Origin of the sequence: Streptomyces sp. MMBL 11-1 (genome assembly GCF_028622875.1) — a bacterium.
In the GTDB taxonomy this organism is placed as follows: domain Bacteria; phylum Actinomycetota; class Actinomycetes; order Streptomycetales; family Streptomycetaceae; genus Streptomyces.
This window is the reverse complement of record NZ_CP117709.1, coordinates 795440-821595: the sequence shown is the minus strand read 5'-3', so window position 1 is coordinate 821595 and position 26156 is coordinate 795440. Positions and strand designations below refer to the sequence as shown.

At 73.5% G+C, this 26156-nt stretch carries 5 protein-coding genes; 4 read left to right on the top strand and 1 reads right to left on the bottom strand.

Features of this window, described 5'->3' with window-relative positions; genetic code table 11:
• Positions 1-15 precede the first annotated feature (15 nt).
• Genes asnB through PSQ21_RS03340 form a run of 3 tightly spaced genes read left to right on the top strand, consistent with a single transcriptional unit; the run spans position 16 to position 23626 of the window.
• Positions 16-2052: an asparagine synthase (glutamine-hydrolyzing) gene (gene asnB, locus PSQ21_RS03350; RefSeq protein ID WP_274028903.1), complete on the top strand. Its 2037-nt coding sequence runs from the start codon at positions 16-18 to the stop codon at positions 2050-2052.
• Positions 2049-22691, top strand: a complete 20643-nt coding sequence (locus PSQ21_RS03345) for an SDR family NAD(P)-dependent oxidoreductase (RefSeq protein ID WP_274028902.1) — start codon at positions 2049-2051, stop codon at positions 22689-22691. The genes asnB and PSQ21_RS03345 overlap by 4 nt, the downstream gene beginning before the upstream one ends.
• Positions 22691-23626 (top strand): LysR family transcriptional regulator, encoded by a 936-nt coding sequence (locus PSQ21_RS03340; protein WP_274028901.1) that lies wholly within the window; start codon positions 22691-22693, stop codon positions 23624-23626. Before PSQ21_RS03345 ends, PSQ21_RS03340 begins: the two co-directional genes overlap by 1 nt.
• A gap of 299 nt (positions 23627-23925) precedes the next feature.
• Here PSQ21_RS03340 and PSQ21_RS03335 read toward each other — a convergent pair whose 3' ends face one another.
• Entirely contained in the window at positions 23926-25020 is a 1095-nt protein-coding gene (locus PSQ21_RS03335) for an oxidoreductase (RefSeq protein ID WP_274028900.1), read from the bottom strand.
• Between the two features lie 314 nt (positions 25021-25334).
• On the opposite strand from PSQ21_RS03335, the gene PSQ21_RS03330 reads away from it, so the two are divergent.
• On the top strand, positions 25335-26123 hold the full coding sequence (locus tag PSQ21_RS03330; RefSeq protein WP_274028899.1) for an SDR family oxidoreductase: 789 nt from the start codon (positions 25335-25337) through the stop codon (positions 26121-26123).
• The last annotated feature ends 33 nt before the right edge of the window (positions 26124-26156 follow it).

Sequence of the window (26156 nt, the reverse complement as noted above, 5' to 3'; positions counted from 1 at the left end):
GCAAGGAGACCCCGCATGTGCGGAATCGCAGGCTTCGTCTCACCCTCGCTCGACGCCGGGGCCACGCCCGAGGTCATGGCCTCGATGCTGTCGCTCATCCGCCACCGGGGCCCGGACGAGGCGGGCTACTACCTGGATGACGGCGTGGCCATGGGCACGGTCAGGCTGTCGGTCATCGACCTCTCCACGGGCGCCCAGCCCATGGCGGACCCGTCGGACCGCTACTGGATATGCTTCAACGGCGAGTTGTACAACCACCTCGAACTCCGTCAGGAGCTGCGAGGGCTCGGCCGGCGGTTCCGCACCCGCTCGGACACCGAAGTGGTCCTCCAGGCGTGGGCCGAATGGGGAGCCGACTGTCTGCGGCGTTTCAACGGCGCGTTCGCGTTCGCGCTCCGGGACGCGGTGTCCGGAGACCTCTTCCTGGCCCGGGACAGGTACGGCAAGCGCCCCCTCTTCTACAGCGGCCACGGGAGCGGCACGGGCCGGAGCGGGGATTTCCTCTTCGCCTCGGAGATGAAGGCGTTCCAGGCCTTCCCGGGATTCCGCTTCGAGCTGGACCCCGCCGAACTCGCCTCCGCTTTCGGCGTGTGGACCCCGTTGCCCGACCGGTCCCCCTTCCGGCACATACGCCAACTGCCCATGGGGAGCTGTCTGACCGTGCGCGACGGACGCATGGATCTGACCACGTACGCCGAACTCGAAATCGATGTCGAACCGTTCAACGGCTCCTCCCGGGAAGCGGTCGCATTCGTCCGCGACACCCTCCGCGAAAGTGTCGAGATGCGGCTGCGGAGCGACGTCGAGGTCGGCGTCTACCTGAGCGGCGGTCTCGACTCGTCCATCGTCACCGCACTGGCGACCGAACTCTCCCCGCACGAAGTCCGCACCTTCTCGGTGGAGTTCGACGAGGCGGCCTTCGACGAATCGGGCAGCCAGCACGTGGTCGCCTCGCACCTCGGGACGCTCCACTCGTCCATCGCCGTGCGCGGAGCCGACATCGTCGCGAACTTCCCCTCGGCTGTGTACCACGCCGAAGTCCCGGCGTTCCGCACCGCGTTCGTGCCCATGTACCTGCTCTCCCGCCATGTGCGCGACGCCGGAATCAAGGTGATCCTCAGCGGCGAGGGCGCCGACGAGGCGTTCCTCGGCTACTCGCTCTTCCGCGAGACTCTGCTGCGCGCCGCGTGGCACGACCTCTCCGACGACGAACGCATGGCCCGGATCAGCAGCCTGCACCCGGAGCTGAGGCACTTCGGCCCCGCGAACCGGGCCCGGCTGAAGGGCCTGTTCGAGCAGTTCGCCGTCGAACGCCTCCCCGGTCTCTTCTCGCACGAACTCCGCTTCCAGAACGGCCGCTTCGCCGCACGACTGCTGAAGGACCGAAGTGATCCGTTCGCGGCCCTCCTGGCGCTGACGGCATCGACACCCGGATACGCCGCCCTGAGTCCTGTGCAGAAGGCCCAGTGGCTCGAGTACAAGACCCTGCTGCCCGGCTATCTCCTCTCCACCCAGGGGGAGCGCATGAGCCTCGCCCACGGCGTCGAGAACCGCTGCCCCTTCCTCGACCCCGCGGTGGTCCGCGCGGCGGCCTCGGTCAATCTGCGGTTCGACGACGGCTCCGACGAGAAGGTCCTCCTCAAGGAGGCCTTCCGGGGAAGGCTGCCGGAGTCGAACCTCGCCCGGCGCAAGCAGCCGTACCGCGCCCCCGGTGCGGCCGTTTTCAAGGAGCAGCGGCCCGACTACCTGGACCTGCTGCTCTCGGACACGGAGCTGAAGAAGATCGACGGCATCGACCCCGTCTTCGCGAGGAAGCTCGTGGCGAAGATCATGGCCACGCCCAGCGAGGGGATCAGCACGAAGGAGGACCAGGCGTTCGTCCTCCTGCTGTCGACCGCCGTCCTCCACCAGCAGTTCGTGGGCGGCCGGGACTGGGGGAAGGACGGCCACCTGGAAGCGGAGCTGAAGGTGGGCACGATCGCCGATCTCCGGGGCTCCCGGGGAGCCCGGCCGGCCGGGCACGCCCTCCACGGGGCAGGAGGCCCCCGATGAGCGCGACCGTACCGGCGCCCGCGGCGGACGACGTCGCGATCATCGGAGTCGCTCTGCGCTTCCCCGGCGCCGAGACTCTGGAGGAACTCGCCGAACATCTCCTGGCGGGCCGGTCGCTCATCTCGGAGGTGCCGCCGGAACGCTGGTCCAAGGAGAGATACTTCGGAGACCCCCGGCGCGGGGCGCAGAAGACCAACAGCGTCTGGGGCGGTTTCGTCGAGGACGCGGACCGCTTCGACGCCGACTTCTTCGCGATATCGCCGCGCGAGGCCGAGAGCATGGACCCGCAGCAGCGGATGGCGCTCGAACTCGCCTGGCGGGCCGTGGAGAACGCGGGATACGCGGCAGGCGATCTGGCCGGCACGGCAACAGGCGTCTTCATGGGCGTCTGTCACGCGGACTACGCCGAGCTGATGGAGCGCGAAGGGGTACGGACGGACGCCTATTTCCCCACGGGCACCGCCTACTCGATCATCGCCAACCGCATCTCGTACGTCCTCGACCTCCAGGGCCCGAGCATCACCAACGACACCGCGTGTTCGAGCTCGCTGGTGGCGGTGTACGAAGCGGTCCGCGCGCTGGGGCACGGCGAGTGCGGCCTCGCCCTGGCGGGCGGGGTCAACCTGATCTGGTCGCCGAAGCACTTCGTCGCCTTCAGCCAGGCGGGCATGCTGTCGCGGACCGGCCGTGCGAGCGCCTTCGACCAGGCCGCCGACGGCTACGTAAGGGGCGAGGGCGGAGCGGTGCTCCTGCTCAAGCCCCTTGCACGGGCCCTCGCGGACGGCGATCCGGTCCACGCGGTCATCAAGGGGGTCGCCACGAACCACGGCGGCCGGACCAGCTCCCTGACCGTCACCAGCCCCACCGCGCAGGCGAACCTGATCGAAGGGCTCTACACCCGCGCCGGAATCCGCCCGGAGACCGTCGGCTACATCGAGGCGCACGGTCCGGGGACACCCGTCGGTGACCCGATCGAGGTCATGGCCCTCAAGACCGCCTTCCGGAACCTGCACGCGGCGCAGGGCACCACAGCCCGGCCGTCGAGTTGCGGGATCGGCTCGGTCAAGACCAACATCGGGCACCTGGAAGGGGCCGCCGGGGTCGCCGGGATCGCCAAGGTGATCGCCTCCCTGGCACACCGGGCACTGCCCGCCACCGTCAACTTCCGCAAGCAGAACCGGCTCATCGACTTCGACGACAGCCCGTTCCACGTCGTCCGCGAGACCCGGCCCTGGGAGGCGCCGCCCGCGGGGCCGGACGGCGCCGTTCGCCCCCGCCGGGCAGGCGTGAGCTCCTTCGGGTTCGGCGGCACGAACGCGCACATCGTGCTGGAGGAGCACCTCGCCGACGGGACACGCCGGACGGATCCGCCGGGCCCGCATCTCGTGCCCCTCTCGGCGAGGACACCGGAACGGCTGCGCGAGGTCGCGCGCACGCTGCTCACCCATCTGCGGGAGCGGCCCGCACAGACGCTCGCCGACATCGCGCACACGCTCCGGATCGGCCGCGACCCGATGCGGAGGCGGGTCGCGTTCATCGTCGCGGACCGTGCCGAACTCGTCGGCATGCTGGCCGGCTTCGCGGACGGTGAGCGGGCCGAGGGAGAGGTCCACCTGGGCGCGGCGGTGCGTGCCGGTGACGCGGACACCGCCGGGCTGAGGAAGACAGCGACGCTGTGGGTGGGCGGCGGGACGGTGGACTGGGCGGAGCGGCTCACAGACGGCGGCCCCACGGCAGGTGCGCGCCGCGTGCGTCTCCCCGGGTATCCGTTCGCCCGCGAGCGCCACTGGTTCAGGGTTCCGCCGAAGGACGACGAGGCGGGCAGCGCGACGGCGGACGGGACGCCCGCGGCGGCCGCGTGCACGGAGACACAGCCGGGACGGACCGAGCCGGCGCGTACGGAGCCGGCACGGACGAGGGCGCGGCGTACGGAGACGGCGGCGGCGCGGCCGGGAGCCGCGTCCCGGGCCGCGGTGCCGCACGCACTCCTCCACGCCACCGTCCCCGGCTCCGGAGGGCAGCGCTTCACCTCGGCCTTCACCGGGGAGGAGCCGTTCCTCGCCGCGCACCTGGTGCGCGGCACTCCCGTGCTGCCGGCGGCGGCGCAGGTGGAGATGGTCCGTGCGGCGGTGGCCCGTGCGGCGGAGCGGGACGCCGGGGCGCCGCCGGCCGTCCGGCTCCGCACCATGGGGTGGTCGCGCCCGCTGACCGTGCGGGGCGCTCCGGCCGAGGTCCGGGTGGGGCTCACCCCGAGGGACGGCGGCGCCTTCGCCTTCGAGATCTCCACCGGAACGGCCCCCGGCACCGTGCACAGCTCGGGGCTGGCCGAGACCGTCGGGGCGCAGGAGCCGGCCCGGCTCGACCTCGCCGCGCTGCTGGCCGCGTGCCCCCGCGAGCGCGGGCACGCGGAGGTGTACGCGGAGTTCCGCGACCGGGGGCTCGACTACGGGCCGGCCATGCGCGGGCTGAGGGAACTGCGGTTGGGGGAGAGGGAGCTGGTCGCGCGCATCGTCGAACCCGACGCGGGCGGGTCCGGGGGCACCGGATGCATCCTGCCGCCGAGCGTGCTGGACGCGGCCTTCCAGGCCTCCGTCGTCCTCCTGGCGGACACGTCACCGACGACGGGCGGCGGCCGGTCCGTCCCGGTGCTGCCCATCGCCTTCGAGGAACTCACGGTCCACGGCCCCTGCGCGCCCGAGACCTGGGCATGGGTGCGGCGGCGCGAGGGCCGCGGCCCACTCGACATGTTCGACATCGACCTCTGCGACGGGAAGGGCACCATGAGCGTCAGTCTGCGCGGACTGGTCCAGCGGACGGAACCGGCCGGGGCGGCCCCCGCAACCGGCCCGGAGACGGGCGGGAACACCGTGACCGCCGCCGTCTCCTGGGTACCGGCCCCCCTCGACGCGCCCCGCGACGGGACCGGACCCGAACCCGTCGTACGGGGCGACGTGACCGGGCCCGAACCCGTCGTACGGGGGTATCTCGGCGGGCGCGCCGCCCGGCACAGCGCCGCCGTGGCGGAGTTCACCGGATGGGCCGTCGCACGGCTCCCCGCCATCGAACCCGGCCGCGTCGCCGACGGCGTAGGGGCCGTGCTGGACCTGGTCTTCCGGGACGTCACCGACGTCGTGCGGTCGAAGCCCGGAGGGCCGCAGCGGTTCGTCGTACTCGTGGACGACCGGCATCCCCGGCACTACCACGCGCCCCTCACCGGCCTCTTCCGGACCGTCCACCTGGAGAACCCGCGCGTCTCGGGCCGGGTGGTGCGCGTCGCGGACCTCGACGCCGCGACGCCGGAGCGGATCGCCGAGATCCTGCGGGCGGAGGCGGCGGACCGGTCGGCCGACTGCGACATCCGGCACGGGGCGGACGGCACCCGCCACGCGTCACGGCCCGGAGAACTGCACCTGGGCGACGGGGCGGAGATCCCGCCGCTGAAGGAGGGCGGGGTCTACTGGATCACGGGCGGCCTCGGCGGGCTCGGACGGCACGTGGCCCGCTACTTCGGCCGCCACGCCGGGGTCACCGTCGTCCTGAGCGGCCGGTCGGAGCTCGCGGCCGGGAGCGAGGCGACCCTGCGGGAGCTGCGGGACGCGGGAGTCGACGCCCACCACATCCCCGTGGACGTGGGGTCGCGCACCGACGTCGACCGGGCGGTCCGCGCCATCACCGAGGCCCACGGAACCATTGACGGCATCGTGCACGCGGCGGGCGTCCTCCGCGACGCGTACGTCTTCACCAAGGACCCCTCCGACCTGCGGACGGTGCTGGCGCCGAAGGTCGACGGGGTCCTGCACCTCGACGCCGCGTCGCGCGGCCTCACGCTCGACTTCTTCGTCGCCTTCTCCTCGGTGGCGGGGGTGTTCGGCAACGCGGGTCAGTCGGACTACGCGGCGGCCAACGCCTTCCTGGACGCCTTCGCCCACCACCGCCAAGCGCTCGTCGACATCGGCGAGCGGACCGGCAGGACCCGCGCGGTGAGCTGGCCCCTGTGGGCCGACGGCGGGATGTCCGTGGACGCGGTCACGCTGAGGACGATGCGGCGGGACCGGGGCTGGGAACCCCTCCCCACCGAGGACGGCCTGCGGCTCCTGGGCCGCGTCCTGGGCGACGCGCCCCCGCACGTCGTGGTGGCGCACGGTGCCGCCGCGACGCTCACGGCCGCCCCAGCGCACCCCAAAGCGCCGGTCACCGCCTCCGTGGACGCCGCTCCCGCCGACACCGCCTCCACCGACACCGCCTCCACCGACACCGCCTCCACCGACACCGACGAAGAACTGACGGACCGTGCGACGGCGCTGCTGCGCCGGGTCGTGGGCGAGGCGCTCCACCGTGATCCCGGGACGCTGGAGGAGACGGTCGACCTCATCGAGTACGGCATCGACTCGCTCGCCATCCTCGATACGACCGCCGCACTCGAGGAACTCTTCGGCCCGCTCCCCAAGACGATCTTCTTCGAGTACACCGACATCGCGGGCGTCGCCGGGTACTTCGTCGCAGAGCACGCCGGGGCGCTGCGGTCGCTCTCCGGCGCCGAGAGCCCGGCCCGGGCCGACGAACGAGCGTCCGACGAGCGAGCGGCCGACACCACGGCCCCGGCCGGCAGCACGGACCCGGCCCCGGTCAACACGGCGCCGGCCGACCTTCCGGCCGAGACGGTCCCGGCCGACCTTCCGGCCGTGGAGGCGGTCCCCGTGCCCGCCGGGGGTCGACGGGCGGCCCCGGGCGCGCGTGACGACTACCACGACATCGCGATCATCGGCGTCTCCGGCAGCTACCCCGGCGCCGACACCCTGGACGAGCTCTGGTCCGTACTCGAAGAGGGCCGCCACGAGTTCCGCGAGGTGCCGCGCGAACGCTGGGACCACGACGCGATCTACAACCGCGACCGCGGCGTCCTCGGCAAGAGTTCCATCCGTACCGGAACGTTCCTCCAGGACATCGACACATTCGACCCCCGCTACTTCCGCATCTCCAAGCGCGAGGCCGAGAACATGTCGCCCGAGGTCCGGCTGTTCCTGCGGGCAGGGGTCGAGGCGCTGGAGGACGCGGGCTACTCGCGCGAGACGATACGCCGGAAGTACGACGGGGACGTCGGTGTGCTCGCCGGTTCCATGAGCAACCACTACGGTCTCTACGGGTTCGAGAACAGCCTCACCCGGGGGTCCGCGGCGAGCGGCAGCTACACGGGGACGCTGCCCAACATGCTGTCGTACTTCTACGGCTTCACCGGGCCCTCGCTCTTCGTGGACACCATGTGCTCGGGATCCTCCACCTGTGTCCACCAGGCCGTGCAGATGCTCCGGGCGCGCGAGTGCTCCATGGCCGTCGCGGGCGGAGTGAACCTGCTCCTGCACCCGTACAACCTCATCAGCTCCTCGCAGGAACACTTCACGACGGCGAACTCGGACGTGATCCGGAGCTTCGGTCTCGGGGCGGACGGGACGATCCTCGGGGAGGGCGTCGGCGCCCTGGTCCTCAAGCCGCTCGTCGAGGCCGAGCGCGACGGCGACCACGTGTACGCCGTCATCAAGGGGACGGCCCTCGCCAACGCCGGGGTGCGCAACGGGTTCACCGTCCCCAGCCCCAGGATGCAGGCGCGCGCGATCGAGAAGGCGATCGACGACGCGGGGGTCGACCCGCGCACCATCAGCTACGTGGAGGCGCATGGATCGGGAACGTCCCTGGGCGACCCGATCGAGGTCAAGGCGCTGACCACCGCCTACCAGAAGTACACCCGGGAGACCGGGTTCTGCGCGATCGGCTCGGTGAAGTCCAACCTGGGCCACCTGCTGCACGCCGCCGGAATGATCGGCCTCGCCAAGGTCCTTCTCCAGTTCCAGCGGGGACAGCTGGTCCCCTCGCTGCACAGTTCGGTGATCAACCCGGACATCGACTTCTCCCGCACCCCCTTCCGGGTGCAGCAGGAGCTCGCCGCCTGGAAGCCGGCGGTGACCACCGTCGACGGGCGCGAGACCACCCATCCGCGCCGGGCCGGGATCACCTCGATCGGCGCGGGCGGGATGACCTCCCACATGATCCTGGAGGAGTACCCGGGGCAGGACGGCGGCGCGCGCGGCGGCGCACCCGGTGGGCGCGAGGAACTCCTCGTCTTCTCCGCGATGAACGACACCGCGCTGCTGGCGTACCTCACCCGGTTCCGTGCCTTCCTCGCGGGGGCGGCGGCGCCCGACCTCGCGTCGGTCGCCCACACCCTCCGCGTCGGCAAGAACGAACTCCCGCACCGGTGGGCGTTCCTCGCGCGTACCGGGGACGAGGCGCTGGCCGCCGTCGACCGTCGTCTGGCGGGCGACCGGGACCTCGGCGCCGCGCTCGCGGGCGACGGCGCCCGTACGGCGGAGCTGCGCGACCTCGCGACCGCCTGGGTGGGCGGGAAGAGCGTCGACTGGCAGCGGGCCGACGCACAGGACGCGCCCGCGCCCCGCCGCGTCTCCCTCCCGGCGTACCCCTTCGAGCGCGTACGGTGCTGGGTCGCCCGGGAGGACGGCGCGCCGTCCGTGACCGCGCCGCTCGCCCTGCGCGACAAGCTCCACCCGTTCCTCGGCAGGAACGCGTCGGACGTCACCGGGGTGCGGTACGTCCTCGACGTGCACCTGGACGATCTCCTGGACTACGGCCGCACCCGGGGGGAGCGGCAGGACAGGACCCGTGGCATCGTCCCCACCTTCGCCGTCGACCTGGCGATCGCGGCCGCGAAGGTCTCCGGCTTCTCCGACGGATCGGTCGTGCGCGGTCTTCGCCTCCTCGGCCCGGTCGACTGGACGGCCGCGGCGCGCCTGGTGACGGTCCTGGACGCCTCCGGGGGGAGGACGGCGACGGGAGCCGTGCACACGGAGGACGCCTCGGGGCGACGGACCGCCGTGGCGGCGTTCGACCTGCGGGCGGAGGACGGCGGCGGGACGCGGCCGTCCGGACACCCCCACGCCGAACCGTTCGTCGGCCTGCTCCCCGGAGCTCTGGCACCGGACCTGGCCGAACCGCTCTCCCCGGCCGCCTTCCTCGCGGAACTGGCCGAGGGCGGAGTCGGATACGCCCCCGAACTCGCGGGCGTCGAGAGCGTGTTCCGCCTGCGGGACGGACGCCTCGCGCTGCGGCTCGGCGCGCCCGAGCTCCAGTGCGACCCTGTGCGACCCCACGTCACGCTCGCCCCGCAGGTGCTCTCCGCCGTCGCGCAGGGTCTGCAGTTCGAGGCGAAGCGCACGGGCGATCCCCGGTGGGCGTGGAGCGCACCGCACCGGATCGACGAGATCCGGCTCTTCGAGGGCGGAGCGGGCGGAGCGGGCGGCCGGGTCTCCGTGGCGTACGCCGTCTTCGACGTGACCGCGCACGGAGAGGGGATCGGGGGCTCGGTCGGACTGCTGGACCGCGACGGCGAAGTGGCCGGTGTTCTCGCCGGCCTGTGGTGCGGCGACGACGAAGGACCGAGGGAGGACCCGGAGGCGGAGGCACGGACAGCGGGCGTCACCACGGCGGGCGCCGACGGCCTCGGTGGCGTGGGCGGAGAAGTGGACGACAGGACACCGGGGGAGGCCGAGGGGCTGCTCGCCTTCGCGGTCGACGAACTGCGCGGCCTGGCGTCCGGCATCCTCAAGTTCGACCCCGACGAACTCGACGCCCGCACCGGCTTCGACGCGTTCGGCTTCGACTCGATCTCGCTCGTCGCCCTGGCACGGCAGGCGAGCGAGCGGCTCGGCATCGAGCTGACCCCCGCGCTTTTCTTCGACCGCAACACCTTCGCGTCGCTGGGAGAACACCTCGTCGCCGAGCACACGGCCGCCCTGCGCACGGCGTACGAGCGGTCCGCCGGGGCGCCGGCCCGTGCCGGGGCCCCCGCCCGGACCCCCGAGGCTCCACCGGTGCCCACCCCCGACGCCGGACACCGGACCGGCCGGGAGGAGGCCGGGGCCCCCGACGCCGCCCCGCGCCCGTCGGCCGCGAGCGCCGCCCCGCGCCCGTCGGCCGCGAGCGCCGCCCCGCGCCCGCCGGCCGCGAGCGCCGCCTTTCCGGTCGCCGTCATCGGAGCCGCGGGCCGTTTCCCCGGCGCCCCCGACCTGGACACGTACTGGGCCAATGTGGCCGCCGGGACCGACCAGGTGACGGCCTTCCCCGTCGACCGGTACGACGCGGAGTACGCGCGGATCGTGGAGGCGTCCGACTTCCCGCGCCACGCGGGCGTTCTCGACGGGGTGGACGCCTTCGACGCCGCCTTCTTCCGCATCCTGCCGCGCGAGGCCGAACTGATGGACCCGCAGCACCGGCTGGCGCTGCAGACCGTCTGGAACGCGGTGGAGCACAGCGGGTACGCCCCCGCCGGTCTGCCGGCGAGCACCGGGCTGTTCTTCGGCGTCTCGGGCACCGACTACGCGACACTGCTCGCCGCCCACGGCACCCCGCCGGACGCCTTCACCTCCACGGGCAACGCCCACTCCATGCTCGCCAACCGCATCTCGTACGTCCTCGACATCCATGGTCCCAGCGAGCCGGTCGACACGGCCTGCTCCAGCTCGCTCGTCGCCGTCCACCGGGCCGTCGAAGCGCTCCGGTCCGGGGCGTGCGACGCGGCGATCGCGGGCGGGGTGAACCTCCTCCTCAGCGTGGACACGTTCGTCAGCGCCGCACGGGCGGGCATGCTGAGCCCGGACGGACGGTGCAAGCCCTTCGCGAGCGACGCGAACGGCTACGTACGGGGCGAGGGCGTCGGCGCGGTCGTGCTGAAGCCGCTCGCCGCCGCGGAGCGCGACGGGGACGCGATCCTCGCCGTCGTCGTGGGGAGCGCCGAGAACCACGGAGGGCGGGCGAACTCCCTCACCGCGCCCAACGGGGCCGCCCAGGCGGACCTCGTGGTGCGGGCGATGGACGGCATCGACCCCAGCACCATCGGCTATCTGGAGGCCCACGGCACCGGCACCTCCCTGGGCGACCCCGTCGAGGTGCAGGCGCTGCGGAGCGCCTTCCGGCGGCTGGGGAGCGACGGCGGAGGAACCTGCGTACTCGGCTCCGTGAAGGCCAACATCGGGCATCTGGAGGCCGCCGCCGGCATCGCGGGCCTGCTCAAGACCGTCCTCGCGATGGAACACGGCACCCTGCCGCCCTCCCGCAACTGCGACGAGATCAACCCCTACGTACAGCTCGACGGCAGCCCGTTCCGCATCGTCCGCGCGAGCGAGCCCTGGGAGCGGGTGACCGACCGGCACGGTGCGCCCGTTCCCCGGCGGGCGGGGATCAGCAGCTTCGGCTTCGGTGGTGCGAACTGCCACGTCGTCGTGGAGGAGTACCCGGGCCGGGGCCAGGAGGCGGCTTCGGCACGGGATCTGGACGCCGCCGGGGGCCGCCGGGTCGCCGTGCCCCTCTCGGCGCGCACGGAGCGGGAGCTGCGCGAGCGGGCCCGGGGTCTGCTCGCACACCTGGAGGACGCCCGTCACACCGATGCCCTCCGTTCCCTCGCGTGGACGCTCCAGACCGGACGGGAGGCCATGGCCGAACGGGTCGGCTGGGCCGTCTCCTCCCGTGCGGAACTCATCTCCCGGCTCCGGGCGTTCATCGACGGCTCGGGGGGCGGACCGGACCCCGCCCCCGGTCAGGACCCGGACGGTCTCACCGGGATGATCACCCGGTGGTGCGGCGGGGGCGAGGCCGAGTGGCACCAGCTGTACGGGCCCGACGGTGCCGGAACGCCGAGGCGCGCGCACCTTCCGGCCTATCCGTTCGCACGCGACCGGTACTGGATTCCCCGGAGCGCGGCGGCCCCCGCACCCACCCCGGCCCCCGCGCCCACCCGGGCGGCCCCCACCCCCGGCCGGGAGCGTCCCCCCGTCCCCGAGCCCGATCGGCGACCCGCTCTCGATGCCCCCTCCGGGACGACGCTTCTCGTGCCCCGGTGGACGCCGAGGCCCGCCACCGCCCACCCCGGCCCCGCCGCCGGGTCCCCGTACCGCCATCACGCGGTCATCCTGTGCGGAACGCCCGCGTCCCTGCGGGACGGCGTCGAGGCACTGCTGCCGGGGGTGCGCTGCTACGCCGTCACGACGGCCAGGCAGCGCCCGGAGACCCGCTTCACCGATCTGTCCCTGCAGGTCTTCGAGCTCGTCCGGACGCTCGCGGGGGAGGCGCGGGACGGAACCGCTCTGGTGCAGGTGGTGACATCGGCCACCGAGGACGAGGAGGCCGGACCGGCCCTCTCGGCGCTCCTGCGCACGACGGCTCTGGAGAACCCGGGTGCCACCGGGCAGGTCCTCCTCCTCGACGGGGCGAGCGACCGCCACCGGATCGCGGACGCGGTCCTGGAGAACGCACGGCACGCCGACGACCCTCTCGTCCTCCTCCGGGACACCGGACGCCACGTCCGGACCTGGGCGCCCCGCACGGCCGACGGCACGGGCACGCCGTGGCGTTCGGGAGGCACGTACCTGATCACCGGCGGGGCCGGCGGCATCGGGGCCGTCGTCGCCCGCCGGATCGCCCGGGACACCGAACGCCCGGAGCTCGTCCTCGTCGGCCGGTCCGCACCGGGCCCCCGGACCGACCGGCTCGTCGCCGAACTGCGGGAGGCGGGCGCGGAGGCCCGGTACGCCGTCGCGGACGTCTCCCGCTGGGAGGAGGTGCGCCATCTCGTGGCGGAGGTACGGGAGCGGAGCGGCGCCGTCCACGGAGTCATCCACGCCGCGGGCGTGATCCACGACGCGTACGTCAAGGACAAGACCCCTGAGGAATGGGCACAGGTCCACGCCCCGAAGATCGACGGCGCGGTCCACCTGGACCGGGCCACGGCGGACCTGCCGCTGGAATCCTTCGTCCTCTTCTCGTCCGGCGCGGCCGTCACGGGCAACCCCGGCCAGTCCGACTACGCCACGGCCAACGCCCACCTCGGCACGTTCGCCGCCCGCCGCAACGCACGCGTCGCGGCGGGCGGGCGATCGGGCCGCACGGTCTCGATCGCGTGGCCGCTCTGGAAGGACGGCGGGATGGCGGTCGACGACGCGACCCGCGCCTACCTCCGGCGTCACCGCGGCCTCGTCCCCATGGAGTCGGACGCCGGGCTCGACGCCCTGCTGGACGCCTGGCGCCTCGCCGAGGCCGGCGAGGACCAGATCTGGGTGCACCACGGTGAGCCGGAGAAGGCCGCACCCGCCCCGGCCTCCGCGTCCGCCCCCGTACCGGAGTCGGTACCGATGTCCGTACCGGCGTCCGCATCGGGCACGGTCGGCGCGGTGGACCCGGACCGGGAGACCCTCCGGTCGGTCCTCGGGATCTTCGCCCAGGTCACGAAGCTGCCCCTGCACGCCATCGACCCCGACCGGCCGCTCGACGACCTGGCCCTCGACTCGGTCATGGTCGTCCAGCTCAACAGGGAGCTGCACACCGTGTTCGGGGAGACCTCGACGACGCTCTTCTACGAAGCACCGACCCTGCGCGCCGTCGCCGGGCGCCTCACGGGCCCCCTGACCCGGACCGGCCAGGAGACCTCCACGGCTCCCGGAGCCCCCGAAGCTCCTCGGGCCGCGGCCGGACCGTCCGGTGCGCCCGCACGGGACGACGCCATCGCGATCATCGGGATGAGCGGGCGTTATCCGGGCGCGCGGAACACCGACGAGTTCTGGCAGCGTCTCACGGCCGGACGCGACCGCATCACCGAGATCCCCCGGGACCGGTGGCCGCTGGACGGCTTCTACGAGCCGGACCGCGCCACCGCCGTCGCCACCGGACGCAGCTACAGCAAGTGGGGTGGATTCCTGGAGGAATTCGACGCGTTCGACCCGCACTTCTTCCGGATCGCGCCGCGCGACGCGTACGCCATGGACCCGCAGGAGCGCCTGTTCCTCCAGGCGTCCTGGGAAGTGATCGAGGACGCGGGCTACACCCGCGAGGAGTTGGCCCGTCGGCACCAGCGGCGCGTCGGCGTCTTCGCCGGTGTGACCAAGTCCGGCCACGCACGGCACGGCGAGGCCCGGTTGCCGTCCGGCGAGCGGGTCGCCCCCGCGCTCTCGTTCGCCTCGCTCAGCGCCCGTACCTCCTACGTCCTCGACCTCCGGGGCCCCAGCCTGACGATCGACACCATGTGCTCGTCCTCGCTCACGGCGATCCACGAAGCCTGCGAGCATCTGCGCCGGGGCTCCTGCGAGCTGGCCGTCGCCGGGGGCGTGAACCTGTATCTGCACCCGTCCGACTACGTCGAACTCTGCCGTTCCGGCATGCTGTCCGCGCAGTCCCGGGTACGGAGTTTCGGCAGCGGCGCCGACGGGTTCGTCCCCGGTGAGGGCGTCGGCGCGGTGCTGCTGAAACCGCTGACGCGCGCACTCGCGGACGGGGACCGGGTGCTCGCCGTGGTCCGGGGCACGAGCATCAACCACGGTGGCCGGTCCAACGGCTACACGGTGCCCAGCCCGGCCGCCCAGGCGGAACTGATCGGCGACGCGCTGACCCGGGCCGGGATCTCGGCGCGCGAGGTCGGCTACGTCGAGGCGCACGGCACCGGCACGGAACTGGGCGACCCGATCGAGGTGAAGGGGCTCTCGCTCGCCTTCGAGAAGTTCACCGGGGACCGGCAGTTCTGCGCGATCGGCTCCGTGAAGTCGGTGATCGGACACCTGGAGGCAGCCGCGGGCATCGCCGGTGTCACCAAGGCCGTCCTCCAGCTCCGGCACCGCACCCTCGTCCCGAGCCTGCACGCCGAGGAACCGAACCCCGGCATCAGCTTCGAGGAGACGCCGTTCCGCCTCCAACGGACCCTCGCGCCCTGGGAGTCCGTACGGCCGCGCGTCACGGCGGTCTCCTCCTTCGGGGCCGGCGGCTCGAACGCGCACGTGATCATCGAGGAGTACGTGGCGGACACCGCCCCCGCCGAGCGCGCCGACGACGGCGAGCAGCTCGTCGTCCTGTCGGCACGGACCTCGGAGGGGCTGCGGCACTGCGCCGCGCGCCTGGTGGCCTTCCTCGAACAGGAGGAGGCGCAGGGGCGGACGGTCCGCCTGGCGGACCTCGCGTTCACCCTGCGGTCCGGACGCGAGGCGATGAAGGAGCGCCTGGCGGTGACGGTGCTCTCGTTGAGCGAACTCCGGCGGGTGCTCGGCGCGTTCGCCGAGACCGGTGACGGGACCGCACCTGGACTGCACCGGGGCAGCGCCGGGCAGGACCGGGGCGCGGGCCCCGGGATCCGGGCCGACGACGACCTCCGGGAACTCCTCGCCGAACGGTGGGGCCGCGAGGGCGGGCACGACAGGCTGGCCGCGCTCTGGGCGGGCGGGATGGACCTGGACTGGCGGGCACTCCCCGGGGCGGTGCCGCCGCCCCGCCGGATCTCCCTGCCGACGTACCCGTTCGCGAGGGACCGGTTCTGGATCGGCGACCTGGAGCCGGCCGGGGACGCGACCGGCGCCGGTGTCCGCACGGGTGCGCCCACCGGCGCCCCGGCCGACGCTCCCGCCGCGCCGCGCACCGCGACAGCACCCGAGGAGCCGGCCGCAACCGCACCCGGCGAACGGGTCGCGCGGCTGGTACGCGCGAAGATCGGGGACGTCCTGGCCATGCCGCCGGACGAGATCGAGGGCCGGCTCGCCTTCGCCGACTACGGCCTCGACTCCATCCTCGCCGTCCGGCTCGTCCATGTGCTCAACGAGGAGCTGGGAACCGACCTCTCGACCGATGTCGTCTTCGACCACAGCTCCGCCGACCGCCTCGCCGCGCATCTGCTCGCGGAGTACGGGCCCGTGGCGGACCCCGTCCCCGCCCCCGTTCCTCCGGCCCCCGTGGCCCCGGCTCCCGCCCCGGCCCCGGCTGCCGCCCCGGCCCGGGAACGGAGCGGTGTCACCGCCGCCCGCCCGGCGACCGCCGGCGGCACCGTTCCCGTCGGGCCGTCGACCGGCCCCGCACCGATCGCCGTGGTCGGGATGAGCGGGCGGTTCGCCGGTTCCGACACCCTCGACGAGCTGTGGACCCATCTGGCGAACGGCGACGACCTCATCACCGAAGCGACCCGCTGGGACCTCCCGGCCACCGGAGCCGACGGATCCGCGCGCTGCACGCGGGGAGGCTTCCTCGACGGCATCGACCGGTTCGACCCGCTCTTCTTCGGCATCTCGGGCGTCGAGGCCGCCGTCATGGACCCCCAGCAGCGACTGCTCCTGGAAGAGGCGTGGAAGGCCCTGGAGGACGCGGGCCACGCCGGGCGGCAGCTGAGCGGGTCCCGCTGCGGCGTGTACGTGGGCTGCTGGAACGGCGACTACCACGAGCTGGTCGGGGAGAACGGTCCGGCCCATGCCTTCTGGGGGAACATGGCATCGCTGATCCCGGCCCGTGTCTCCTACGTCCTCAACCTGAAGGGCCCCGCGCTCGCGGTGGACACGGCGTGCTCCAGCTCGCTCATCGCGATCGACCTCGCCTGCCGGGGGCTCCGGTCGGGCGAGACGGACATGGCGCTGGCGGGCGGCGTCTTCGTCCAGACGACCCCCCGCCTCTACGAGCTGGCCGGGCGGGCCGGGATGCTCTCGCCGACGGGCCGCTGCCACACCTTCGACCACCGCGCCGACGGCTTCGTCCCCGGTGAGGGCGTCGGCGTCCTCGTGCTCAAGCGGCTGGACGACGCGATCGCCGACGGGGACCACATCCACGGCGTCATCCGCGCCACGGGCAGCAACCACGACGGTGCGACCAACGGCATCACCGCGCCCAGCTCCGTGTCGCAGGAGGCCCTGCTCCGCGACGTCCACGCGGCCGGCGGCATCGACGCCGGGTCCATCCAGCTCCTGGAGGCGCACGGAACCGGCACCCCGCTCGGGGACCCCATCGAGTTCTCGGCGCTCAGCCGGGTCTTCCGGGCCGGCCCGGAGAGGACCGGCTACTGCGCGCTGGGCTCCGTCAAGTCGAACCTCGGGCACACCCAGTTCGCCGCCGGCGTCGCGGGGGTCTTCAAGATCCTCCTCGCGATGCGGCACCGCCGGATCCCGGCTTCGCTGCACTTCGAGAAGGCCAACAGCGCCATCGACCTCGACACCAGCCCCTTCTACCTGAGCACGCGCGACCACGCGTGGGAACCGCCGTCCGACGGCGGGCCCCGCCGGGGTGCCGTCAGCTCCTTCGGCGCGAGCGGCACCAACGCCCACCTCGTCGTCGAGGAGGCGCCCGACACCACGCGGACCGGCTCCCGTACGCCCGAGCCCATGCGGCTGGTCGTCCTCTCGGCGCACTCGCGGGAGCAACTGGCCCAGCAGGTCTCCCGGCTGGCCGAGCGCATCCGCCACGAGGACGCCCCGGACCTCGGCGACCTCGCGTACACGCTCACGGTGGGAAGGGACCGCTTCCCCCACCGGTTCGCCTGCGTGGCGAAGGACCGCGCCGAGCTGTTGCGGATCCTCGACGCGGGGCTCGACGGAACGCGGGCGTTCACCGGCCGGGCGGCCGAGGGCGAGGGCCGGCCGGGCGCGGACACGAGCCGGGGCGAGGCATCCCTGGAGCGCTGCGCGCGATTCACCGCCACCGGAACGGAAGCGGAGCAGTACGGTGCGGAGGCCGGGAACGCACTGGCGGACGCGTACGGCTCCGACGCCGAGAACCGCCGGGCGGACGTCGAGAGCTACCGTGCGGACCTCACCGTCCTCGCCGAGTGCTTCGTCCGGGGCACCGCACTCGACTACGGTGCGCTCTACCCGGCCGGATCCCACCGGCGGGTCCCCCTGCCCACCTACCCGTTCGCCCGGGAGAGCCACTGGGCCGGTCCGCCGCCCGCCGCGCCACGGCCCGTCCCCGTCACTTCCCGACCACGCCCGGCGGCGGGACACCCGCTGATCCAACGGATATCGAAGGCAGCGGACTCTCCCGGCGCACTGCGCGCCTCCGCGGTGTTCACGGACGCCGCCCCCGTCCTGCGTGACCACACGGTGCGCGGACAGCGCGTCCTTCCCGGCGTCGTCCACCTCGAACTGGCGCGGGAGACCGCGGTGCGACTCTGGGGCGCGGACGCGACGGCCCCCCTGCTGATGCGCGACATCACCTGGGTACGGCCGGCCACCGCCGGGGGCGAAGGACCCCTGGGCGTCGACGTCCTGGTGAAACCCGGCGACGACGACCAGCTCACCTTCGAGATCACCGCACGGGCGGACCGGGGCGCCGACCCCACCGTCCTCTCCACCGGGCGTGTGTCCCGCACCGGCACGACCCGTCCCGCACCCGTCGACCTCACGTCCCTCCGTACGGCCTGCACGACGACCGTGTCCGCCGAACGCGTCCGCGAGGCGCTCGCGTCGATGGGCATCGTCCACGGGCCGTCGCTCCGGGCCATCCGCGAGGCGTACGTCGACACCGGCACCGGGACCGTCCTCGCCGAGCTGGAACTCCCGGCAGGCGCGGACCCCGCCGACGGCGGAGCTGTTCTTCCCCCGGCGCTCCTGGACTCCGCCATCCAGGCGTCCATCGCGCTGCACCTCACCGACGGACCGGCCGACCCGGAGACCGCGGTGCCGTTCGCGCTCGACCGGTTCGAACTCCTCGCCCCGTGCCCGTCCTCGGCGCGGGCCGTCGTCCGCGTCGCCGACGGGGCCGGGCCGGCGACCGCGCTGAGCCGGCTCGACGTGGACATCACCGACCACGACGGCCGGGTCTGCGTACGGATGACCGGCTACACCTCGCGCCGCCTCAAGGCGCCGGTCCCCTCCCTGTTCGCACCCGTCTGGGAGCCCGTGGCCACGCACGCCCCGGGCGAGCACGCCCCGGACCCCACGGATCACGTCCTCGTGGTGGGAGGCACGGCCGAACAGCGGGCCGCACTCGTCGGCCGGCACCCGGGCGCCACCCCGTGGGACCTCGCCCCCGGCGCGACGACCGACGAGATCGCCGTACGGCTCCGGTCCACGGGGCCGGTCGGCCACCTCGTCTGGATCGCGCCCGGTGCCGGGCCGGATGACGGGGCGGCTCTCCCGCCGACCGACACCGCCGGGTTCACCGCTGCCCAGGAGGGAGGTGTCATCGCGGCCTTCCGTACGGCCAAGGCCCTCGTCCGCACCGGACACGACGCGCGCCCGCTCCGCATCACCCTGGTCACATGCCGCGCCCTCGCCACGTACGACGACGAGCCGACCGCACCCGCCCACGCCGGGCTGCACGGCTTCTTCGGGTCGCTCGCACAGGAGTACGCGAACTGGTCCGTCCGCCGGGCCGACCTCGACACCGCCGAGCTGCCCGACGACCTCCTGACGCCCCCCGGCCGTACCGGCGACGACCCCCTGGCCCACCGCGCGGGCCAGTGGCTGGCGCGTCGCTGGGCGCCGAACGAGCCCGGCGACCCCCGGCCCGCCCCGTACCGGCAGAGCGGCGTCTACGTCGTGATCGGCGGCGCCGGCGGACTCGGCGCCCAGTGGACCCGGCACGTCGTGCGGAACCACGACGCCCACGTGATCTGGATCGGCCGACGACCGCGGGACGCGTCGATCGACGCACGGCTGGCCGAGGCCGGCGGCCGGGTGAGCTACCTGTCCGCCGACGCCGCCGACCCCGCCTCGCTGAGCCTCGCCCACAAGGAGATCAAACGCCGCCACCCGCGCATCCACGGCATCGTCCAGGCGGCGCTCGACCTGCGGGACCAGAGCCTGGCACGGATGGACGAGGCGACCCTGCGGGCGAGCCTCGCCGCGAAGGTCGACGTCGGAGTGGCCATGGCCGAGGTCTTCGCGGACGAGGCGCTGGACTTCGCCCTGTTCTTCTCTTCCGTCCAGTCGTTCACCACGGCGGCGGGCCAGAGCAACTACGCGGCGGGCTGCACCTTCGGCGACGCCTACGCCCACTTCCTCGACCGGCACTGGCCCTGCCCGGTCAAGGTGATGAACTGGGGATGGTGGGGGAGCGTCGGCAGCGCCTCGACCGAGCGGCACAAGGAGCACATGGCGCGCTGGGGCCTCCTCTCGATCGAGGCGCCGGAGGCGATGGACGCGCTCGACACGCTGCTCGGCGGCCCCCAGCGCCAGTTGAGCTTCATCAAGATGAAGGACCTCGACGCCATCGAGGCGCTCGACGCGACGACGCGGATCACCGTCCACCCCAGGGCACGGAACCGCGTCGCGCCCGCCCTCGTCGCTTCGGCCGCCGCCCTGCCCGCCGAGTGGGGGGAGATGCGCGCGATCGCCGCGTGGCGCGCCCATGACCGCGATCCCCTCCTGGCGAGGATGGTCCGCGGCCACCTGCAGGCGCTCGGCGGGCTGCGCGGCCCCGGAACTCCCACGTCCCCCGGCGACATCGACCGGCTCCGCCGGCGCGCCGGGATCCTGGACCGGTACGCGACCTGGCTCGACCACGCGCTCCGCTTCGTGCCGGACACGGCCCCGTCGCCGGACGTCCTCCTCCGCGAGTGGGACGAGAGCCGCGCCCGCTGGTCCACCGACCCCGACAAGGCGGCCGAACTCGCCCTGCTCGACGCCACGCTCCGGGCGCTCCCCGGCATCCTCACCGGTGTGACCAGGCCGACCGACATCCTGTTCCCGCGCGGCTCCGTCGAACTCGTCGAAGGAACCTACCGCGACAACCGGGTCGCCGACCTGTACAACCGCGCCATGGCCGACGCCGCGGTCGCCGTCGTCGGGGAACGGCTGCGCCTGGACCCCGCGGCACGACTCCGCGTCCTGGAGATCGGCGCCGGCACGGGCGGAACCAGCGTCGGCATGTTCGCGGCGCTGCGCCCCTTCCAGGACCACATCGAGACCTACACGTACACCGATCTCTCGAAGGCGTTCCTGAACCACGCCCGTACCGCGTACGGACCCGGCGTGCCGTACCTCTCCTACGCCCGGTTCGACGCCGAGCGGCCGCTGGCCGGGCAGCAGGGGGTGGAGAGCGGGGGCTACGACCTGGTCGTCGCCGCCAACGTGCTGCACGCGACGCGCGACACCCGGAACACGATCCGCAACGCGAAGGCGGCCCTGCGCGACGGAGGGTGGCTCCTGCTCAACGAACTCGCTGCCTTCGACATCTCCAGCCACCTCACGTTCGGTCTGCTGGAGGGCTGGTGGCTCTTCGAGGACGACGCGCTGCGCATTCCGGGTTCGCCGGCGCTGTCGCCCGAGAACTGGCGGAAGGTGCTGGAGAGCGAGGGGTTCGCGGCGGTCGTGCCCGTCCTGCCGGAGGCACGGGAGCTGGGGCAGCAGATCATCGCCGCCGAGAGCGACGGGCTCGCCCGGCAGTCCGTGGGCCGGCGGGCCGAAGCCACGCCCGCGGCCCGGAAGCCCGGCCGCGGGCAACCGACGGACCGGCGGCCGACGGCTCGGAAAGCGACGGCTCGGAAAGCGACGGACCGTCAACCGACGGACCGTCAACCGACGGACCGGGAAGCGGCGGCCTGGGAAGCGGCGGCCCCGGTAGCGGCGGGCTCCCCGCCCCCGCCCGGTGCGGTCGCCGTCCCGCGGCCCTCCGCCCCCGCCTTCGTCCAGGCCCCCGCCGACCTCCTGGCCGGCGGAGCGGTCGACCTGTCCGCCGCCGGACCGGGGAGCCGGGCCGAGTCCCTGGCCGGGTACCTCCGTGATCGGGCCGCGGAGACCCTCGGTATCCCGGCGGACCGGATCGCCCTCTCCACTCCGCTCAGCGACTACGGCATGGACTCCATCCTCGTGCTCCAGTTGACGAACGCCCTGCGGGAGGACCTCGGCGAGATCTCGTCCACCCTGCTCTTCGACGCCGAGTCCGTCGAGGAGCTCGCCGATCACTTCGTCACGAGCGGCGGCCCGCACGTGGACGCCCTCGTGGCGCGCCTGAACCCGGCTGCGGGGGGCCGGCCCGCCCCTGGGCCCGCGCCGCGGCCGTCGGCGGACTCCCCCCGCTCCGTCGCCACCCTGTTCCATACGGTGCTGGAGGCCGGAACCCCGCAGCAGGCCGGTGACCTGCTGTCGATGGCCGCCCGGCTCCGGCCGGTCCTCGCGGCCGGAGCGTGCGACGAGCCGGAGCTGCTGAGGCTGTCGGACGGACGGCAGGGGCCCGACCTGGTCTGCCTGCCGTCACTGATCGCCCCCACCGGGGCCCACCAGTACGTGAACTTCGCCGGCGCGCTCCGGGGCCGCCGCCGGGTCTGGGCGGTCTCCCTGCCCGGCTACCGTCCCGGGGAGCCGCTGCCCGCGGACCTGGAGGCGGCGGCGGAACGGCTGGCCGCCACCGTGCTCCGACGGCTCGGGGACGGGGAGTTCGCGCTCGCGGGCTACTCGTCCGGCGGCTGGCTGGCCCACGAGGTGGTGCGCCGGCTGGAGGCGGCCGGCGCACCCCCCGCCGGGCTGGTGCTGCTCGACACCCCGCGGACGACCGGAGCGGCGATGGTCCCGGGCATGACCGTGATCACGCGGCGGCTGATCGAGCGGTTCCCGCGCCTGCCCCTCGACGACGAACAGGTGACGGCGATGGCCTGGTACGGGCAACTGCTCGACGGCTGGCGCCCGATGCCGGTGACCACCCCGACCCTGCTGGCGGGAGCCGAGCGGGAAGGGCCGCTGCTGGAACTGCTCGGCGAGGACGCCCGGTCCGGCTGGCCCCTGGAGCACCGGCGGGCCGACGTGGCGGGGGACCACTTCTCCCTGCTGGAGGAGCACGCCGGGTCGACCGCGCTCACGGTCGACCGCTGGCTGGACACCCTGCGGGACCGGGCCGGAGGCGCGTGATGAGCGACGGCCTGAACTTCAGCCTCGCGCAACTGCGGTACTTCGTCGTCTCCGCCGAAGTGGGCAACATATCGGAGGCGGCGGAGCAGTTGTGCGCCTCGCAGTCGACGGTCTCCTCGGCCGTGATGAGGCTGGAGCGCCAACTCGGCGTACAGCTCCTCCTGCGGCATCACGCCCGAGGGGTCTCTCTCACCCCGAGCGGGCGCCATCTGCTGCGGGAGGCCCGCGAACTGCTGGGGCGGGCCAGGAGTCTCAAGGCGCGGGGCGACGCCCTGGCGGGGGACGCCGTCGGCCGGCTCGACGTCGGCTTCCTCCCGTCACTCGCCCCGTTCCTGCTGCCCGGCGTCCACCGGCTCACCCGGCAGCGTTACGCGGACATCCGGTTGACCGTCCACGAGGAGCCGCCCGACCGGCTGGCGGCGCTCCTGCGGGAAGGACGCTGCGAACTGGCGGTCACCTACGACTTCCTGGCCGGGGACGCCCGGTTCCACGCCCTGGCCGAGCTGCCCGTCCACGCCGTGCTGGCCGACGGCGACCCCCTGGGCAGGAGCGGACCGGTGGAACTGGCCGAGCTGGCCGCCCGCCCGCTGGTCACCTTGAACGCGCCCGACGTCATCCGCCACACGGAGAAGCTGTTCGCCAACGCGGGCGTCCCCCTGCCGCGCGTGATCGGGGCGGCGAGCATCGAGACGGTACGGGGGCTCGTGGCGGCCGACTCCGGGTTCGCCCTGATGTACCAGCGCACCGAGGCGACGACGACCCTCGACGGCGGGACGGTCCGCACGGTCGAGATCGCCGGAGACCTGCCTCCCGCCGCCCTCGGCGTCGCCATGATGCCCGGTCTGGCGATGAGCGGCCGCGCCATGGCCTTCCTGGACGTGCTCGGCTCGACGGTGCCGCCGGCCCGGAGCGGACCCCGGCCGGGCGGTCCGTAAGGGCCGGCCGGAATGCCTGGGAAAATGCGGCCTTTCGATGGCCCTTCGTACGTCGCTGAATTCGCCCTCCCCGGGAAGTTCTTCCGGGGAGGGCGAAGGGCGGCGGACATTTCTCACGTACGACGCGAGTCTGTGCGGCCGGGCCGCCGAGCCGGCCCCGGCGGATATCCGGGACGCGGTCATCGGGAATGCGCCCCGGGGAAATGAGGGGCGCGGGCCACCGTGCCCGAGCCCCCTTTCCGCGGAGCCCCGGACCCGGTGGCGCGGCTCTCCGCCGGGACCTTCGGCGCCACCGTCCCTCAGACCAGGGTCCGCAGCACGGACGGGTCGTAGGGGACGGCCCGGTCCAGCTCACCCCGGAGCGCCAGCGCCGCCCAGTCCGGGTTGGCCAGCAACGACCGGCCCACGGCGACCAGGTCGAACTCGTCGCGTTCCAGGCGGGCCACCAGCTCGTCGATGCCCGTCACGCCGGACGGCCCCGTGAAGCCCTGGGCGAAGTCGCCCTCGCCGTACTGCCGGTCCATCCCGACCGAGCCGACGGCCACGGTGGGCCTGCCGGTGAGCTTGCGTATCCAGCCGGCCAGGTTGAGCGTGCTGTCGCTGTCCTCGAACTCCGGCAGCCAGTAGCGCCGGGTCGAGGCGTGAAACACGTCGACACCGGCCGAGGCCAGGGGCTCCAGCAGCAGGCGCAGCTCCTCCGGGCTGGCCGCGGTGCGGGCCCCGTACTCGCCGAGCTTCCACTGGGAGAAACGGAAGAAGACCGGGAACCGCGGACCGACGGCCGCGCGGACCGCCCGCACGACCTCGGCGCCGAACCGGGCCCGGGAGGCCGGGTCGCCGCCGTAGCGGTCGGTGCGCCGGTTGGTGCCGGTCCACAGGAAGTCGTCGATCAGATAGCCGTGCGCGCCGTGCAGCTCGACCCCGTCGAACCCCAGCCGCGCGGCGTGCGCGGCGGCCTCCGCGAACGCCTCCACCGCGGCGTCGATGTCCTTCCGCGTCATGGCCCGTCCCACCGGGGCGCCGTCCAGCCCGATCCCGGAGGGGCCCTCGGCGGGCGGGTCGGTCGCGGTGCGCGCCGCGCCCGTGTGCCACAGCTGCGGGATGATCCGGCCGCCCTCCTCGTGCACCCGGCGCAGCACATGGGCCCAGCCGGCGAGGGCCTGTTCGCCGTGGAACTCGGGCACGCCGTCGTACGCGGGGGCGGTGGGGTGGCCGATGTAGGTGCCCTCGGTGATGATCAGCCCGACGCGGTGTGCCGCCCGGCGTGCGTAGTACTCCGCCACGTCCGGACCGGGTACGCCGCCGGGAGACGCCGTCCTCGTCATCGGGGCCATCACGATCCGGTTGGGGAGCGTGAGGCCGCCCACGGTGAACGGTTCATCCAGACTGGCCATGATGTCCTCCCGGGTCGCGGGAGCCGTCGCGACGGCATCCCGCACGTTTATTGGTTTCCTCATCGGCGGGGAATTCTCAGGCGGTTCGGGAAATGGTCCGGCCGCCCGACGATTGTGCATGAGAATCCGCTTCGTTGACCACAGTGCCGCTGAATCGCGAAAGGCGATCCATTGCATCGGCGCTATGCGTTTGACCGTGCCGGTCGGGCCATGGATATTTGGGCCGGTGGAACAGCGTCACCCGGTCGGCGAAAACGCAACGTCCAGTCCATTTCGGTCGTATGACGGCCCGTAAGGGAAAATGGTGGAGCCCCATGGCGACGGAGAGCAGCCGCATCCCCACACCGTCCGGTGAGCTGGCGGGCCGACGTGCCGTGGTCACCGGCGGCAGCCGCGGGATCGGCGCGGCCATCGCGCGCAACCTGCTCGACGCCGGCGCGACCGTCGTCACCTCGGCCCGCAGCGAGACCCCGCACACACCGCGGGGCGCCGCGTTCGTCGCGGCCGACCTCAGCACCCCCGACGGAGTGCGGAACTTCGCCGACACCGCGCTGAAGCTGCTGGGCGGGGTGGACATCATCGTCAACAACGCAGGCGGCTGCCGTTCGTTCCAGAGCGTGCTGGAGCTGGAGAACGACTGGCAGTACACGATGGACATCAACTTCCTCGCCGCCGTCCGGCTCAACGCGGCCCTCGTGCCCGCCATGCGCGAGAACGGCGGCGCCATCGTCCACGTGTCGTCGATCGCGAGCGTCGCGGCCTACCCGAACCTCCTGCACTACGCCGCCGCCAAGTCCGCGCTGGAGACGTACAGCAAGGGCCTCTCCGCCGAGCTGGCGCCGGACGGCATCCGGGTCGTCTCCGTCTGCCTGGGCAACGTGGAGACACCGGCCTCGGAGATCGCCCGCACCCGGATCGTCGAACTCCACGGCGGAGATCCCGACGACCTCACCGGACAGTGGGCCGCCGAGATCCCGCTCGGGCGGCTCGGGGAGCCCGAGGACATCGCCGACGCCGTGAGCTTCCTGGTCTCTCCCCGCGCCTCATGGATCACCGGGAGCAACGTCGTCATCGACGGCGGGAAGACCGCGAGTCTGTGCTGAGACCCTCGGCCGCCGTCCGGAACGCCCCCGGCA

Excerpts from the sequence above, each read along its gene's own strand:
- asnB (WP_274028903.1), top strand. The coding sequence starts at position 16 with ATGTGCGGAATCGCAGGCTTCGTCTCACCCTCGCTCGACGCCGGGGCC.
- PSQ21_RS03340 (WP_274028901.1), top strand. The coding sequence starts at position 22,691 with ATGAGCGACGGCCTGAACTTCAGCCTCGCGCAACTGCGGTACTTCGTC.
- PSQ21_RS03335 (WP_274028900.1), bottom strand. The coding sequence starts at position 25,020 with ATGGCCAGTCTGGATGAACCGTTCACCGTGGGCGGCCTCACGCTCCCC.
- PSQ21_RS03345 (WP_274028902.1), top strand. The coding sequence starts at position 2,049 with ATGAGCGCGACCGTACCGGCGCCCGCGGCGGACGACGTCGCGATCATC.
- PSQ21_RS03330 (WP_274028899.1), top strand. The coding sequence starts at position 25,335 with ATGGCGACGGAGAGCAGCCGCATCCCCACACCGTCCGGTGAGCTGGCG.